The sequence below is a fragment of the Nitratireductor aquimarinus genome, from assembly GCF_017255295.1.
Taxonomy (GTDB): Bacteria; Pseudomonadota; Alphaproteobacteria; order Rhizobiales; family Rhizobiaceae; genus Nitratireductor; species Nitratireductor aquimarinus.
Genome location: NZ_JAFKDE010000004.1, coordinates 131,906 through 146,094, shown reverse-complemented (window position 1 = coordinate 146,094; position 14,189 = coordinate 131,906). Strand labels below are relative to the sequence as shown.

At 61.8% G+C, this 14,189-nt stretch carries 16 protein-coding genes; 7 read left to right on the top strand and 9 right to left on the bottom strand.

Going from position 1 to position 14,189, the window contains the following annotated elements:
- The first annotated feature begins 14 nt into the window (after nt 1–14).
- From JYP46_RS08075 to JYP46_RS08055, 5 genes are all read left to right on the top strand, one after another.
- Nucleotides 15–1,010, top strand: a complete 996-nt coding sequence (locus JYP46_RS08075) for a DctP family TRAP transporter solute-binding subunit (RefSeq protein ID WP_206547800.1) — start codon at nt 15–17, stop codon at nt 1,008–1,010.
- Nucleotides 1,011–1,111: 101 nt separating this feature from the next.
- Nucleotides 1,112–1,807 (top strand): TRAP transporter small permease, encoded by a 696-nt coding sequence (locus JYP46_RS08070; RefSeq protein ID WP_206544165.1) that lies wholly within the window; start codon nt 1,112–1,114, stop codon nt 1,805–1,807.
- Nucleotides 1,808–1,812: 5 nt separating this feature from the next.
- Nucleotides 1,813–3,432, top strand: a complete 1,620-nt coding sequence (locus tag JYP46_RS08065; protein WP_206547799.1) for a TRAP transporter large permease — start codon at nt 1,813–1,815, stop codon at nt 3,430–3,432.
- Nucleotides 3,433–3,693: 261 nt separating this feature from the next.
- Entirely contained in the window at nt 3,694–4,368 is a 675-nt protein-coding gene (locus JYP46_RS08060; RefSeq protein WP_206547798.1) for a GNAT family N-acetyltransferase, read from the top strand.
- 140 nt (nt 4,369–4,508) lie between these two features.
- Nucleotides 4,509–4,712 (top strand): hypothetical protein, encoded by a 204-nt coding sequence (locus JYP46_RS08055; RefSeq protein WP_113155996.1) that lies wholly within the window; start codon nt 4,509–4,511, stop codon nt 4,710–4,712.
- A gap of 30 nt (nt 4,713–4,742) precedes the next feature.
- Here JYP46_RS08055 and JYP46_RS08050 read toward each other — a convergent pair whose 3' ends face one another.
- The 4 genes from JYP46_RS08050 to JYP46_RS08035 form a co-directional block, all read right to left on the bottom strand.
- The gene (locus tag JYP46_RS08050) at nt 4,743–5,903 is read right to left on the bottom strand and encodes a nickel/cobalt transporter (RefSeq protein ID WP_206547797.1); all 1,161 of its coding nucleotides are present in this window, start codon (nt 5,901–5,903) and stop codon (nt 4,743–4,745) included.
- A gap of 3 nt (nt 5,904–5,906) precedes the next feature.
- Nucleotides 5,907–6,572: a DUF1007 family protein gene (locus JYP46_RS08045; protein ID WP_206547796.1), complete on the bottom strand. Its 666-nt coding sequence runs from the start codon at nt 6,570–6,572 to the stop codon at nt 5,907–5,909.
- Nucleotides 6,573–6,640: 68 nt separating this feature from the next.
- Nucleotides 6,641–7,543 carry a LysR family transcriptional regulator gene (locus tag JYP46_RS08040; protein WP_113152903.1) on the bottom strand — a complete coding sequence of 301 codons (903 nt, stop codon included), beginning with the start codon at nt 7,541–7,543 and terminating at the stop codon, nt 6,641–6,643.
- An 11-nt stretch (nt 7,544–7,554) separates the two neighbouring features.
- On the bottom strand, nt 7,555–8,742 hold the full coding sequence (locus JYP46_RS08035) for an amidase (RefSeq protein ID WP_206547795.1): 1,188 nt from the start codon (nt 8,740–8,742) through the stop codon (nt 7,555–7,557).
- A 543-nt stretch (nt 8,743–9,285) separates the two neighbouring features.
- On the opposite strand from JYP46_RS08035, the gene odc2 reads away from it, so the two are divergent.
- Both odc2 and JYP46_RS08025 read left to right on the top strand, forming a co-directional pair.
- The gene (gene odc2 / locus JYP46_RS08030) at nt 9,286–10,419 is read left to right on the top strand and encodes an ornithine/lysine decarboxylase (protein ID WP_206544159.1); all 1,134 of its coding nucleotides are present in this window, start codon (nt 9,286–9,288) and stop codon (nt 10,417–10,419) included.
- Nucleotides 10,420–10,547: 128 nt separating this feature from the next.
- On the top strand, nt 10,548–11,123 hold the full coding sequence (locus tag JYP46_RS08025) for a GNAT family N-acetyltransferase (RefSeq protein WP_206547794.1): 576 nt from the start codon (nt 10,548–10,550) through the stop codon (nt 11,121–11,123).
- Between the two features lie 136 nt (nt 11,124–11,259).
- Here JYP46_RS08025 and JYP46_RS08020 read toward each other — a convergent pair whose 3' ends face one another.
- The 5 genes from JYP46_RS08020 to JYP46_RS08000 all read right to left on the bottom strand — a co-directional run bounded on the left by JYP46_RS08020 (nt 11,260) and on the right by JYP46_RS08000 (nt 14,152).
- A complete protein-coding gene (locus tag JYP46_RS08020) occupies nt 11,260–11,541 on the bottom strand; it encodes an SCP2 sterol-binding domain-containing protein (protein WP_113152899.1) in 282 nt (93 codons plus the stop codon).
- Between the two features lie 125 nt (nt 11,542–11,666).
- The gene (locus tag JYP46_RS08015; RefSeq protein ID WP_206547923.1) at nt 11,667–12,200 is read right to left on the bottom strand and encodes a MarR family winged helix-turn-helix transcriptional regulator; all 534 of its coding nucleotides are present in this window, start codon (nt 12,198–12,200) and stop codon (nt 11,667–11,669) included.
- A gap of 455 nt (nt 12,201–12,655) precedes the next feature.
- A complete protein-coding gene (locus JYP46_RS08010) occupies nt 12,656–13,174 on the bottom strand; it encodes a hypothetical protein (protein ID WP_206544157.1) in 519 nt (172 codons plus the stop codon).
- Nucleotides 13,171–13,584 carry a hypothetical protein gene (locus JYP46_RS08005; protein WP_204360837.1) on the bottom strand — a complete coding sequence of 138 codons (414 nt, stop codon included), beginning with the start codon at nt 13,582–13,584 and terminating at the stop codon, nt 13,171–13,173. Before JYP46_RS08005 ends, JYP46_RS08010 begins: the two co-directional genes overlap by 4 nt.
- Before the next feature lie 22 nt (nt 13,585–13,606).
- Complete coding sequence (locus tag JYP46_RS08000) at nt 13,607–14,152, bottom strand: rod-binding protein (RefSeq protein WP_222473995.1); 546 nt, start codon at nt 14,150–14,152, stop codon at nt 13,607–13,609.
- Between the last annotated feature and the right edge of the window lie 37 nt (nt 14,153–14,189).

Sequence of the window (14,189 nt, the reverse complement as noted above, 5' to 3'; positions counted from 1 at the left end):
TGGAGGAGACACTCATGCGATTTCTGATTGGCGCCGTGTCGGCGCTTGCCCTGACCGCTTTAGCCACGCAGGCCCAGGCCCAGTGTGACGATGGCGAAATGGTCATCAAGTTCAGCCATGTGGTTGCCGACAAGGGCCACCCCAAGGGCGATGCAGCGACGCTTCTTGCCGAGCGCGTGAATGAGGAGATGAACGGAACCGCCTGTATGGAAGTGTTCCCGAACTCGACGCTTTACGACGATGACAAGGTGATGGAAGCCCTGCTTCTGGGCGATGTGCAGCTCGCTGCCCCCTCGCTTGCGAAATTCGAGGCCTACACGCTGAAATACCGCCTGTTTGACCTTCCGTTCCTGTTCCCCACACTGGATGCGGTGAACAGCTTCATCGGCTCCGAGGAAGGGCACGGGCTTTTGAAGGTTATGGAAGACGAGGGCTATGAGGGTCTTGGCTTCTGGTCTTCGGGCCTCAAGCAGTTTTCGGCTGGCAAGCCGCTGATCGAGCCGCAGGACGCGGCGGGGCTGAAGTTCCGTGTGCAGACCTCCGACGTGGCCGTCGCCATGATCGAGGCCATGGGTGCATCGGCGCAGAAGCTCGCCTTCAAGGAAGTCTATGGCGCGTTGCAGACGGGCGTTGTGGACGGCCAGGAAAACAGCTGGTGCAACATCTACACCCAAAAATTCTTCGAGGTGCAGGACGGCATCTCCCAGACCAACCACCAGCTCCTTGCCTATCTTCTCGTGACCTCGACCGAATGGCTTGAGAGTCTCGATCCGGCGGTGCGCGATCAGTTCGTGGCCATCGTGGAAGAGGTGACCACGACGGCGAACAACAATGTTGCCGAGCAGGAAGCGACCTGCCGCCAGAACATTCTGGATGCAGGCGGCACGATCCGCGAGCTCACGCCCGAGCAGCGCGCCGTATGGGTTGAGACCATGAAGCCGGTATGGACGCAGTTCGAAGGCGACATCGGCGCGGAGCTGATCGAGTCTGCTGCTTCCAGCGGCTCCTGATCCCATAACCAATCCCGGCGCGGCGTTTCCCCTCGCCGCGCCTTGCAGGGCCGTCCGCTTTCAGCGGGCGGTCTTGTGGCAGGTGTTTTCGGGAGGAAAACATGGCGCTCTTGTGGCCGGCGCTCGGACTCGTCGCCCTCGTGATTGTGCTGTTCGTTCTGGAACGGCGCTATCCCGATGCGGTGGGGCGGTTTGAGGAAAACATTCTCGCCATTCTTCTGGCAGCCATCACATTCGTTTCGTTCACGCAGGTGATCGCGCGTTACGGCTTCAACAGTGGCTGGGGCGGTGCGCTGGAATTCACGCGCATCCTGTTTGCCTGGATGATCCTTTTCGGCATGAGCTATGGCGTGAAGAACGGCATCCATCTGGGGGTCGATGCCTTTATCCGCATGATGCCGTCGCGGCTTTTCAAGCTGGCGGCGATCTTCGGGGCGGTGTGTGTCTTCCTCTATGCCTTCATCCTGCTCTATGCGGGCTGGATGACGCTGGTCGGCGCGGATGTCTCCACCAACTGGCGGCAGACCGGGGCCATCGGCTACTGGAAATTCATGTTCGACCGGGGCACCGGCCTCGATGATCTGCGCTATCCCCTGTGGATGCAGGAGGCCTTTGGGCTGCAGGACCGTGTGCAGCGCTGGGTGGCCTATCTGATGCTGCCGGTCGGGCTTGCGCTGCTCGCTTTCCGCGCGTTGCAGGGCGTGGTGAGCATCGCCCGTGGCGAGCGCGATCTGATCATTGCCGGTCATGAGGCCGAGGATCTGGTCGCCGAAAACAAAGACGCGTTGAAGGAGTAGCGGCGATGGAACCAGCCATTCTGTTCATCCTCGTCCTGTTCCTTCTGTTCATGGGCGTTCCCGTGGCGGTGGCGCTCGGCCTTTCGTCACTGATCATCATCGCGTTCTTTTCCAGCGATTCCATATCGTCGGTGGCGCTGCAGCTATTCACCGCGTCGCAGAACTACACGCTGCTTGCCATTCCGTTCTTCATTCTGGCGTCCGCCTTCATGTCGACGGGCGGTGTGGCGCGGCGTATCATCCGCTTCGCCATCGCCTCGGTCGGTCATTTCCGTGGCGGTCTGGCCATGGCGTCGGTTCTGGCCTGCATGATGTTTGCGGCCCTTTCCGGCTCGTCGCCGGCAACGGTGGTGGCCATTGGCACCATCGCCATCGCGGGCATGCGGCAGGTCGGATACACCAAGGAGTTTGCGGCCGGCATCATCGCCAATGCGGGCACGCTCGGCATTCTCATTCCGCCGTCCATCGTGATGGTCGTCTATTCGGCGGCGACGGATGTTTCGGTTGGCCGCATGTTCCTGGCCGGTGTGGTGCCGGGGCTGGTGGCGGGCCTGATGCTGATGATCGCCATCTATGTGATGGCGCGGGTGCGCAACCTGCCGGCGGAAGACTGGAAGGGCTTTGGCGAGATCATCGCGGGCGGCAAGGAAGCCGGCTGGGGCCTGTTCCTGATCATCATCATTCTGGGCGGCATTTATGGCGGCGTTTTCACGCCGACCGAGGCGGCGGCCGTTGCCGCTGTCTATTCCTTCCTTGTGGCGGTCTTCGTCTACCGTGACATGGGGCCGATGAAGGGCGAGCAATGGGTGCGCGATGAGGATGGCGTCAATGCGCGCATCGGGTTCTCCGCGACCGTCTATGCGCTGGCCTTCTTCTTCGTCTGGATGATCCTGACCTTCTTCCTGACGGCGGACTGGGAGGGCGTCACGCTTCAGGGGCGCACGCTGACGGGCGTCGTGCTGTCGCTGGTGGCGATGGTCGCCTATGCGCTGTGGCGCGGCAAGCAGGCCGGTTCCCGGGGCCTTGCGGGGCTTCTGGTGGCCAGCCTGCCGATCTGGCGGCGCAATCTGGGGCTGATGGGGCGCAATTTCCTGCGCGCCTTCTTCAACGAGGAAACGCGCAAGGTGACGGTGGACGCCGCGCGCACGACGGTGATGCTGATGTTCATCATCGTTAACGCGCTGCTGTTCGCCCATGTGCTGACCGCCGAGCGCATTCCGCAGGCGATCACCGCCCTCATGGTCGATGCGGGCTTCACCTGGTTCACCTTCCTGATTGCCGTGAACCTGCTCCTGCTTCTGGGTGGCCAGTTCATGGAGCCGTCGGGGCTTCTTCTGATCGTTGCGCCGGTGGTGTTTCCCATTGCCATGGAGCTTGGGGTCGATCCGGTGCATCTCGGCATCATCATGGTGGTGAACATGGAGATCGGCATGATCACGCCGCCGATCGGGCTCAATCTGTTCGTGACGAGCGGCATCACCGGCATGAGTCTGATCCAGGTGGTGCGGGCGGCAGCGCCCTTCGTGCTGGTGCTGTTCGTCTTCCTGATCCTCGTCACCTATGTACCGTTTATGTCAACATGGTTGCCCTATAGCCTTATGGGGCCTGAGATCGTGACGCGATAATCGGGATTTGAGGGGTTGCGTTAAGTAAACGTTAACGATTTCGCGCTTAGGATTCTGGATGTCGGATCGGCTTTCCTCCTCCCAAGCACGGTTCGAAGCGGGGCGGCCGACCAGTGGCCGCTCCGCCCGTTTTCCACCCTGATATTTCCTCTTCCAAGGTGCTCTTGGTGTTTCTGGCGCAGCCTGCGTCTGGAGCTGGGTCTGTTCTGTGCAGGGCGGGCGTGCTTTTCAGGAGAAAAGGCGCTTTTGGAGGAAACCGACATGCAGACCGATCTCTCCGGCTGGACAGCAAGGCCGCGTCCCGGGCGCGCCGCTCTGGAGGGGCGCACCGTGCGGCTGGAGGCGCTTGATCCGGCGCGCCATGGCGACGGGCTCTACGCGGTTTCGACCGTCCCCGATGCTGGCGAACGGTTTCGCTGGCTGGGCGATTATCCGCCGCTGAGCCGTGAGGCGTTTCAGGAATGGCTGGAACAGGAGGCTGCCAGCGCCGATCCGTTTTTCCATGTGGTGATCGATCAGGAGACGGGCGCGGTTGGCGGGCGACAGGCGCTGATGCGCATCGATCCGGCCAATGGCGTGATCGAGGTGGGCAACATCTATTGGGGGCCGGGGATTTCACGAACGGTGCGGGCGACCGAAGCGCTCTATCTGGTGGCGCGCCATGTGTTTGAGGATCTGGGCTACCGGCGTTTCGAGTGGAAGTGCAACAATGCCAACGAACCCTCGCGGCGGGCGGCTGAGCGCTTTGGCTTCACCCATGAGGGGCTGTTTCGGCAGCATATGGTGGTCAAGGGTGAGAACCGCGACACGGCGTGGTTTTCCATGCTCGACAGCGAGTGGCCGGCCCTAAAAAGTGCATTTGACGGATGGCTTGATCCGGCCAATTTCGATAAGGAAGGCCGACAGAGGAAGCGGCTGGAAGCGTTCCGGGACTGATCCGGGGCGGATTGATTGCAGGCGCTTTTGTTGTGGCAACGTGCAGGCGGGCGGGAATGCCCGGGGCTGCATCAATGATTGCGATGGTCCTTTGTGCGTCGGAATGGACGCGGGACGATCTGGAAGACGGACGGGATCACTTGTCGGAAAATCGCAAGGCGGCGATCGCGGCCGCGCTCATCCTCATCGGTTTTGGCGTCGTGGCGTATCTGATGCCACGCATCATGCTGGCCATTGGCGAGTATTCGCCCTGGGCGGCGGGCACTTTCGCGGCGCTGTTCGTACTCGCGTTTTTCGGCGTGTTCTGGCTTCGCGCGCGCGCCCAGAAGAAGAAGCGGGACTGACCCCGCTCCCTTTTCGTCAGACGGGAAATCTCAGGCGGTGAGGCTCGCTGCCAGAAGCGTGAGCCCCAGGAGCATGACCATGGCTGCGCCGCCGATCTCGATCACATTGTGAACGCGATTGCTTGCGCGGTCGCTGCCCGACAGCGCGATTGCCCAGTTCTTGGCCGTGACCGCGAGTGTCGCGAGAATAGAAACGGTGATGGCCGTGCCGATGGACATGGCGATGACCGAGAGCATGCCGCCGAGCCACAGGCTGTTCAGGAATGCGAAGGTGAGCACGATGAGCGCGCCCGAGCAGGGGCGAATGCCGACTGCGGCAATGGCCGTGCTCGCGGTCTTCCAGTCGAACCGCTCGCCTGAAAGCAGGGCGGGATCGGGTGCGTGCGAATGGCCGCAGGAGGGGCAGACTTCGCCCGGACCATGAGCGTGCCCGTGGTCATGTTCATGATCATGCCCATGGTCATGCGTGTGCGCATGGTCGTGGCCACAGTCATGGCTGTGTCCGTCATGTCCGTGGTCATGATCATGTGCGTGATCGTGATGATGCGCGTGGCCGCAGGTGGAATGATCGTGGTGGTCATGCGCGTGGTTGCCGGCACGGGCGGCAGACAGGCTGTGCATGGCCTGCGGCGCGGGCTCTGGCGCCGGGCTTCTGCGCATCATGCCCGAGAGCTTGCGCCACAGGAGCCATGCGCCGAACACGGCGATGAGGCCGAAACTGACGGTTTCCAGAAAGCGGGCGGCGTCTGTCATGGAGATGGAGGTGCCGCGCAGCGCGAGGAAGACGATGCTCATGAGGACAATGGCGGTGAGCCCCTGCAGGAGCGCGGAGGCGAAGGAGAGAACCACGCCGCGCCGAAGCGCCACTTCATTGGCCAGCATGTAGGACGAGACGACGGCTTTGCCGTGGCCGGGGCCGGCGGCGTGAAAGACGCCATAGGCAAATGACAGGCCGATCAGGATCCAGAGATTGCTGCCATCGTCCCGCATCGCTTTCAGCGCGCCGGTGAGCGTGCGGTAGAACGCCTGCTGCTGGGTGTTGATCCATTGCAGCGTGCCGGCGAAGGGGCCTGTCGGCGTGATTGCCGGCTCTGCCGCGCCGATGCCGAGCGAGCTTTGCGCGAGGGCCGCGCCCGTGGCCAGAACGGTCAGCGCGGCGGCTGCGATGACAACACGGCGGGATGGAAGCATTGGTCAGCTGTCCTTGTTGCAGGCGATCTCCAGCCGGGTCGCAAAAATCTTGCTCATGTCGTTGCCCGTCGGATCTTCGAAGAAGGCCTCGGTCAGCGTCTGCTGGTTCTGGGCGAGCGCTTCATCGGGATCGGGACGGACGACGCTCTGCGTGCAACCGGCCGGCAGATTGTTGACGGTCATGTAGCTGTCTTCGATGAAGTCGATGGCTGTGTAGAAGGTGGGGTCGTAGACACCGAGCGAAATCTTGCCGTCGAGGGCGAGCGGCGCTTCGGGCTTCGATTCAAACAGGATGATGAGCTGGTTGTCGACGAAATCGGCAATGAGCCGGTCCGGCGCTTCCATCGCGACATCCTTGCCGTCCCTGGTTACGAGCTGAAAATAGTTGAAGTCGGCGAGCGAGGCGTGAACGACGCCTGCCACCTCGTCCAGCTCTTCCTGGCTGAGCGCTAGGTCCTGGTTCTTGTCGAACTCGACCAGCACGGTGCTGGAGAACAGATCATCGAAACGCCACACATGGTGCAGCGATGCGATGTTGCCCTGATCGTCGACATTCACGTCGAGACGCGCTTCGGCAAAGACATGCGGATGCGCGAATGCGGGAGCCGCGCAGGCGATGGCCAAAAGCGCGATGCCGGTTCTCAGCATGGATTTTTTGCAAGTCGGCATTTGAAATGTCTGCTCCCGTCTCGTTTGTGCTGTGTTTTACACGAACCCGGCGGAAATTAGACCAATTGTTAGCGCGTGGGATAATTTTCCTTCAGCCAGCGCGCCAGATAGTCGACGAAAGCGCGCACCTTTGCCGGAAGGTATCGGCGATGCGGGTAGATGGCGTAGATGCCCGCGCCATTGGCGGCATTGTCCTGAAGCAGGGGCACGAGACGGCCGGCCTCGACCTCGGGATCGGCGATGAAGTCCGGCAGGACGGCGAAACCCAGCCCGGAGATCGCGGCAGCGCGCGCGGTCATCGGGCTGTTGACCTCGATGCGCCCGGTGACGGGGATGTTGACGATTTCGCCATCTTCGTCGCGGAAGGGCCAGTTCTGGCGATAGCGGCTGTTGGTGTCGACGATGCAGGGCAGGTGGGTCAGATCCTGCGGGCTCTTGGGCTCGCCATGGGTGGCGATCAGCTCCGGGGAAGCGCAGAGCACGACGCGGAAGGGGGCGAGGCGCTTTGCGATGAGCGAGGAATCGGAGAGCTTCGTGATCCGGATCGCAAGGTCGAAACCTTCTTCCACGAGATCGACGAACCGGTCATCCAGATTGATCTCCAGCGTGATGTCGGGATGCGCCTTGGCAAAATCGATCAGCGACTGGCCGACAGGCGCGTCGGCGAAGGTGCGCGGGGCGGAAAGGCGGACGCGGCCGCGCACGTCACCGGAGGAATCGCGCACGGATTCAGCCAGGTCTTCCACATCGCGCAGCAGCTCCACGGCGCGCGCGTAATAGGTGTGGCCGGCTTCCGTCAGCGACAATTGCCTTGTGGTCCGGTTCAGAAGCAGCGCGCCCAGTTCGTCTTCGAGCTCACGCACATATTTCGAGAGCAGGGCCTTCGACTTGCCGACCTTGCGGGCGGCTGCGGAGAAGCCTTCCGCTTCGACCACGTCGACAAAGGCGCGCATGCGGCTGAGGGTGTCCAAGGGCGTATCCTTCAGGTTCCGGAGAGAATGTCTGCGGCCATGCGAATGAGCTGCCGGTCGCTGCCGGCTGGCCCGAGAAGCGAGATGCCGAAGGGGGCATCATGCACGTGACCGAGGGGGAGGGTGATCTGGGGCCAGCCAAGCAGGCCGGCAATGGAGGTGAGGCTGAGCGCGAGGCCGCGGAAACGGTCCAGCTCCTCCTCGGTCGCACCTTTGAGCGGGGCGACCGTTGGCTGGGTGGGCATGACCAGCACCATGTCGTCTTCGAAGAGCGCTGCGAAATCCTGCTGGAAGCGGTGGCGTTCGGCACGGGCCCCGGCAACGGTTTCGGCGCTGATCCGGCTGCCGAATTCAAACCGGTCCTTCACGCCGGGGCCAAGCTGGGGTTTTTCCCTGCGGATGAAATCCCCATGGGACTGCCAGGCCTCGTAAGCCTGAATGGTGCGGAAGCAGGAGAAGAGCGCATCGACCGTTCCGGGAAGGGCGAGAAACGCCGCTTCGCGCTGGAAATGACGACCTGTTGCGTGGAGCATGCTTGTGTAGGCGGCGCGCTCCTGCTCGCCGAACAGAAGCGCTTCGAGTTCCGCGATCCGGACCGGCTTGGTCAGGCGTGTCCGGTGCGTGTCCTCACCGAGGAGGACATCGCCCACACGGGCATAGAGCGAGGCGTCGCGCGCAAACCAGCCGAACGTATCGAAGGAGGGGGCAAGCGGCATCGAACCCTCAAGTGAAATGCGCCCATGGGTGGTGCGCAGGCCGATCAGGCCGCAATAGGAAGCGGGCGCGCGGATGGAGCCATTGGTGTCCGAACCGGCGGCGATGTCGGCAAGCCCGCCGGCGACGGCCGCAGCCGAGCCGGAAGAGGAGCCGCCGGTAAAGCGCTGCGGGGCGGCGCGATTGACCGGAGCCGGGAAGTGGGCGTTGAGCCCGATCATGGAGAAGGTGAGCTCGTCGGTCTGGGTCTTGCCGATGAACTGCGCGCCGGCGTCGAGCAGGCGCTGGATGGCGGGCGCGGTACCCGTCGCTTCGGGAAAGGCTTTGGCGCGATCCGGATTGCCGCCGCCAGTCGGGTAGCCTTCCACGTCGAAGATGTCCTTGACGCCGAGTGTCAGCCCGTTGAGCGGGCCTTCGCCGGAGGCTGGAAGGGGGATGTTCGGGTAGTCGAGGAAAGCATTCAGCGTGTCGCGGGTCGTTGTCATTGTTTTTCCTCGCTGGGTCTTGCGGCAACAGGTTGGCATTCAGGAACTTTTTTTCAAGCACACAAAAATTTTCGTTGATTGTGACAGGCGTTGCCCCTATATCCGCGCTGCCCAAAGTCGCACGTGCCTGTGGGTGTCCGCCGGACCTCGAAAATGGCGAGGAAACCGGTACGGTACCTGGACCTAACCGCTCCAGTCGATCTTACGGCCAACCGATAGATCGAGGACATCTTGAAGCAACGACGGTGCGGGCCTTTCTGGTGTCTGCCGGCTGTCCAAAAGCCGGGGTTACTGAAGAGGCACACCTTCATTGCCGGCAGTGCGGTTGGGGTCTCCCATCCAAAGCTGAGGCAGACAAAGCGCATATTCGCCGCAAGGCGGGAATGCATCGATACGCGTTACGCATGACCTGGTTCCGGTGCTCTCCACCTGCCGGCCCCAGTGTGTGCACGCCGCGTCCTTTGTCCACCGCGGATGCCTGACGGCATTTGCAGTTTCGAAGCTTCGGTAATGCGGCCAGCAGGGCCGCAATTGGAGAGACTGATGGCCACTCAGCGCATTCTTGACTTCCTCGCCACCCGCCGTCCCGATGGTCCCTGCCTGGTCGTCGACCTCGACGTCGTGCATGACAATTACTGCGCCTTTGAAAAGGCGCTGCCCGATTCCAAGATCTATTACGCCGTGAAGGCCAATCCGGCCCCGGAGATCCTGCGCCTGCTCGCCCAGCTGGGCTCGAGCTTCGACACCGCTTCGGTGGCCGAAATCGAGATGGCGCTGAACGCCGGCGCGACGCCCGACCGCATCTCCTACGGCAACACGATCAAGAAGGAGCGCGACATTGCGCGCGCCTATGAGCTTGGCATTCGCCTGTTCGCGGTGGACTGCGAGGAAGAGGTGGACAAGATTGCGCGCGTCGCACCGGGCTCGCGCGTGTTCTGCCGCGTGCTGACGGACGGCGCTGGCGCTGAATGGCCGCTGTCGCGCAAGTTCGGCTGCGTGCCGGCCATGGCCGTGGACGTTCTGCGCCATGCCCGCACGCTTGGCCTCGACCCCTATGGCGTTTCCTTCCATGTCGGCTCGCAGCAGACCGATCTCGATGCATGGGACCGCGCGCTGGAAGACGCCCGTGGCGTGTTCGGCGCGCTGGCTGACGAAGGCATCGTGCTGCGCATGGTCAATATGGGCGGTGGCTTCCCGACCCGCTACCTGCGCGACGTTCCGGCCGCACAGGCCTATGGCCAGGCGATCTTCTCGGCGCTGCGCAAGCATTTCGGCAACCGCATTCCCGAGACCATCATCGAGCCGGGCCGCGGCATGGTCGGCAATGCCGGCGTCATCAAGTCGGAAGTCGTGCTGATCTCCAAGAAGGCGGACAACGACAATGTGCGCTGGGTCTATCTGGACATCGGCAAGTTCGGCGGTCTGGCCGAGACGATGGACGAGGCCATCCGTTACCCGCTGGTGACGCCGCATGACGGCGGTGAGACCGCACCCTGCGTTCTGGCCGGCCCGACCTGCGATTCCGCAGACGTGATGTATGAGAAGACGCCCTATCCGCTGCCGCTGTCGCTGACCATTGGCGATGAAGTGCTGATCGAAGGCACGGGCGCCTACACCACGACCTATGCTTCGGTGGCCTTCAACGGGTTTGAGCCGCTCCGATCCTACGTCATCTGACGCATCGGACATCCGGCCCGCGCAGGAACGCGCGGGCTTCCCATTCCACACTGCCTCCAGATCGCCCTGCGCCCATTCGGATGCGCAGGGACGATCTGTGCGATCGACAGAACATCGAGGACAGGGCCATGACACAGGCTGTTGTCGGTGGGGCGCTTGCGCCTGCCTTCTCCATTCATTGCGAAACAGCGCATGACGAGATCGAGCGCGAGGCGCTGCTCGACCGCGTCATGGGACCGAAACGCAGGCTGAAATCGTCCGAGGCGCTGCGCCGTGACCGGGTGCCGGCCGAGGGGCTGGCATTTGTTGCGCGCGATGCGGATGGTTTCATGATCGGGTCGGTGCGTCTCTGGGACGTGCGTCTCGGCGAGGGCGGTCCTGCCGCGCTGCTGCTCGGGCCGCTTGCTGTCGAAACGGCGCTTGCCGGGCGCGGGGTGGGCGCGGCCCTGATGCGCCATGCGCTGGCCGAGGCCAGGCGGCTGGAGCACGCAGCCGTTCTTCTGGTGGGAGACGCCGCCTATTATGAGCGCTTCGGGTTTTCGGCCAGTTTGACGGGTGCGCTTGCCATGCCCGGACCCTATGAGGCGGAACGCTTTCAGGCGCTCGAGTTCAGGCCCGGCGTGCTTGCCGGTGCTTCCGGGACGCTTGAGGCGAGTGGCCGCCTGATTGCCGCGCGCGCCGGGGCGCATGGGCGGGTTGTCTAGGGTTCTGATCCTGGGGATAAGACCTGCGTGCCATTCCGAAATGAAAAAGGGCGGAGCGCTTTCCTGACAAAAGCGACCCGCCCTGATGCGTTATGGTTCCTGCAATGGTGCAGGAGACCTGCTGTTCAGCTGTCGTTTAGAGCACCTGGCTGAGCTGCATGGCGACGGACATGTCTCCGGCCACCTTGAGTTTTCCCTGCATGAAAGCGGCTGTCGGGTCGAGATCGCCCGCGATCATGGCCTCGAGGTCTTCCTTGGCGAGGCTGATGACACAATCGGCATCACCGTTCTCGGTGGAGACGCTGTTTCCGTCGATGACGATGACACCGTCATCGCCGCAATCGAATTTCACCGAGCTGCCAAAGCCCGAATCTGCGACACGTGCTTTCACCTTCTCGGCAATTGCGTCCATCCCCATGCGTATTCTCCCTGTAACCCGGATGCGCTTTCTTGTTTCGATGGCTTCACCCGCTCTGAGAGCGTGCGGCCTGACATGGCGACACTAGTCATTTGTTGACGTTTACGTCAATGTTTTTCTGGCGTTCACCGGCGCGGTAGCGGGGTTCTTTTCTTGGGGGCCAGCAGGCGGTCGAGCAGTGCTATGAGGGCGTTGCGGTTGTCCTCTCCGCCCAGTTTGTCGATGATCCGCTTCTCATGCTGTGCCCAGAGCTTCGAGATTTCGGTGATGAAATCCGCGCCCTTCTCGGTGAGGTGCAGAGAGTGGGAGCGGCGGTCTATGTCGCCCTTCCGGCGTTCGGCAAGGCCACGGTTTTCCAGACAGTCCATCAATGCGACGAAATTGGCGCGCTTGATGCCGAGCTGTTCTGCAACTTCGGTCTGCTTCTGGCCGGGGTTTGCGGCGATCAGGGAAAGCACCGCAAACTCGGTTGGACGCAACTTCACCGAAGCGAACGACTTCTGAAAATCCTGGAAGACTGCAAGCTGCGCACGACGCAGCTTGTATCCGATGGCCGTTGCCAGGGGCGGTAAACACGAACCGTTGGTGTCGGTGTCAAAAGCTTCGATATATTCCTTATCCGTGGTCGGCGGCGAAATATCGACCGTGGTGTGCGTCATCGTCACTATAAATCTCCAAAATATACTCTTTCGGCCCGCGCGAAGGGCGGCAACGAAACAGCGCTCTGCACCCCGGACGAAAAATGACCGGGATAATCGCAGTAGCAAAAGACTGTTTGCATAGGTTCGCTGTATAAGGCAACGCCTTATATCTGCATTAAACAAATCGATTTTGGACAGGAATGAGGCGTTCGGAAACAAAAGTTCACGAATTAGGCTAATTTCGCAAAAAATGGCCGTCCTGCGATAGCTTTTATTCTTTATAATATTTCAAGTTTTAAAGTTATAATCTCTATTCTCGGCGTGCTGAGGCTTGAAGCTTTTGGGGGCGATCCATCGGCTTTGCCTGATCTCAGACAAGCAAAAGCCCTGAAAACCATGGCGATTTTCAGGGTCTGGGATATTTGGCTCGCAGAAGGTGTTTCAGGAGCAGGACGACAGTGTCAGTCGTGTCCCTAGTGATCGGTTTTTGATGCGGGTGCGCTGCTCTCGGAATCCGGACCGAGCCGGCTCCGTGCTCCCTGATTGCGGATTTCCGCTTTCGACAGATAGTCGGCCTGCTCGATAAACACTTCATGGACGAGTTCGTCGCCGACCCGGGCATTGATGCTCTCGATCAGCCCGTCGCGAAAGGCGTTTACGTTAAAACCGTCTTCGCTTGCGTAATCGATGGTGGGGTTGGCGTAGAGATGGGAGTAGATCTCGTCCACCAGCATGGCGTCCATGGGAATGCTGAGCGCCTTGATCTTCTTGGAATCCACCGAATAGGACAGGCGCGCGAGGAAATAGCCATCCACCGCGCCGTTCTTCACGACCGGCACCGAGATCACGTCGGTGCTCACATAGTCGAGGCCGCCGAAGAAGGCGGGCGGCGGCTCGGCGCTGTTCTTGGCCTGTGAGAACTGGAACGAATAAAGCATCGTTCCCACCGTGACGGCGCAGATCCACAGGGCTGCAAGGACGAACTTGATCATGCGGGTGAGGCCTGCCCGAATTCGCGTTCGGAATAGGTGCCGTCGGTCTGGGCGCGTTCGATGGCTTCCTGCAGGAGGTCGGCCACATCGTTGACGGCGCTCATATGGGCGCGAATGGTCTCTTCATTGACGGCGAGCTTGTCGCGCAGGCGCTCCAGCGCATCGCGGTGTGCGTTGGCGAGGCCTGCTTCATTTGCGCCTTTCAGGGCGCGGGTGAGTTCGTAGAGATGACGGCTCTTGCGCGCATTGGAGGCCTTGATGTCGAAGCCGGGATTGTTGCGGATCGCGTCCGTCTCGGCGTCGATGGTTTCCTCGATGCGGCGCATGATTGCCAAGGCGCTCGCGCCTCCATGCTGGTTCATGGCCAGGGCGGCTTTCTCGGAATTGGCTGCGGAGGTCATATCATACATGGGTTCGTTCCGTTTCTGAGCTTCAGCTCTCTTTTTCGTCACGTGCGGCAGCGGCTGGGTTTACCCCGAGTGTCCTGGCTGCATGCCGTTCGATTTCCTCGACCATGGCGGTGGACATGAGAGCCCGCCTGCCTGCCTCTTCCTGCTCGGGTGTCTGCGAGACTGCGCCCACTGGAACCCGTTCTTCGTTTTCGACCGTGTAGTCGCGCAGCACATTGCGCGCGATGCCCAGCCCGCCCTGCTCGGCGAGGGACTCGCTAAGCTGTTGCGCGAGCATGGAGCGCCACATTTCGCCGGCCAGCCCCTCGCCGTAAACGGAGGAGGTCTCTTCCGGCAGGAGCGATTGCATGAAGTTCTGAAGCACCATGGCCTCGAACTTCTTCTCCACATCGGAAGGTGCGCTGGCGTCGGTTCTGGTTGCGCCGACGGGTCTTGCGTCGAACACTGCCTGGAAGCTGGCCGTCGCGCCCGACTTTGCCTGCAACCGCTCCTTCGCGGCGGCGGCTTTGGCCGGATCTGCGGCGCGCGCCACATTCAAAACAATGTCGCCGGGAGGCGATATCGCCAAGGCGTCCTCCATCGCTCGTGTCTGTAACCGGCATATT

What these genes read in the sequence shown, in the direction of transcription:
- JYP46_RS08070 (WP_206544165.1), top strand. Translation starts at nt 1,112, where the DNA reads ATGGCGCTCTTGTGGCCGGCGCTCGGACTCGTCGCCCTCGTGATTGTG.
- odc2 (WP_206544159.1), top strand. Translation starts at nt 9,286, where the DNA reads ATGGCCACTCAGCGCATTCTTGACTTCCTCGCCACCCGCCGTCCCGAT.
- JYP46_RS08060 (WP_206547798.1), top strand. Translation starts at nt 3,694, where the DNA reads ATGCAGACCGATCTCTCCGGCTGGACAGCAAGGCCGCGTCCCGGGCGC.
- JYP46_RS08065 (WP_206547799.1), top strand. Translation starts at nt 1,813, where the DNA reads ATGGAACCAGCCATTCTGTTCATCCTCGTCCTGTTCCTTCTGTTCATG.
- JYP46_RS08035 (WP_206547795.1), bottom strand. Translation starts at nt 8,742, where the DNA reads ATGACAACGACCCGCGACACGCTGAATGCTTTCCTCGACTACCCGAAC.
- JYP46_RS08015 (WP_206547923.1), bottom strand. Translation starts at nt 12,200, where the DNA reads ATGACGCACACCACGGTCGATATTTCGCCGCCGACCACGGATAAGGAA.
- JYP46_RS08005 (WP_204360837.1), bottom strand. Translation starts at nt 13,584, where the DNA reads ATGTATGATATGACCTCCGCAGCCAATTCCGAGAAAGCCGCCCTGGCC.
- JYP46_RS08050 (WP_206547797.1), bottom strand. Translation starts at nt 5,903, where the DNA reads ATGCTTCCATCCCGCCGTGTTGTCATCGCAGCCGCCGCGCTGACCGTT.
- JYP46_RS08020 (WP_113152899.1), bottom strand. Translation starts at nt 11,541, where the DNA reads ATGGGGATGGACGCAATTGCCGAGAAGGTGAAAGCACGTGTCGCAGAT.
- JYP46_RS08075 (WP_206547800.1), top strand. Translation starts at nt 15, where the DNA reads ATGCGATTTCTGATTGGCGCCGTGTCGGCGCTTGCCCTGACCGCTTTA.
- JYP46_RS08045 (WP_206547796.1), bottom strand. Translation starts at nt 6,572, where the DNA reads ATGCCGACTTGCAAAAAATCCATGCTGAGAACCGGCATCGCGCTTTTG.
- JYP46_RS08010 (WP_206544157.1), bottom strand. Translation starts at nt 13,174, where the DNA reads ATGATCAAGTTCGTCCTTGCAGCCCTGTGGATCTGCGCCGTCACGGTG.
- JYP46_RS08025 (WP_206547794.1), top strand. Translation starts at nt 10,548, where the DNA reads ATGACACAGGCTGTTGTCGGTGGGGCGCTTGCGCCTGCCTTCTCCATT.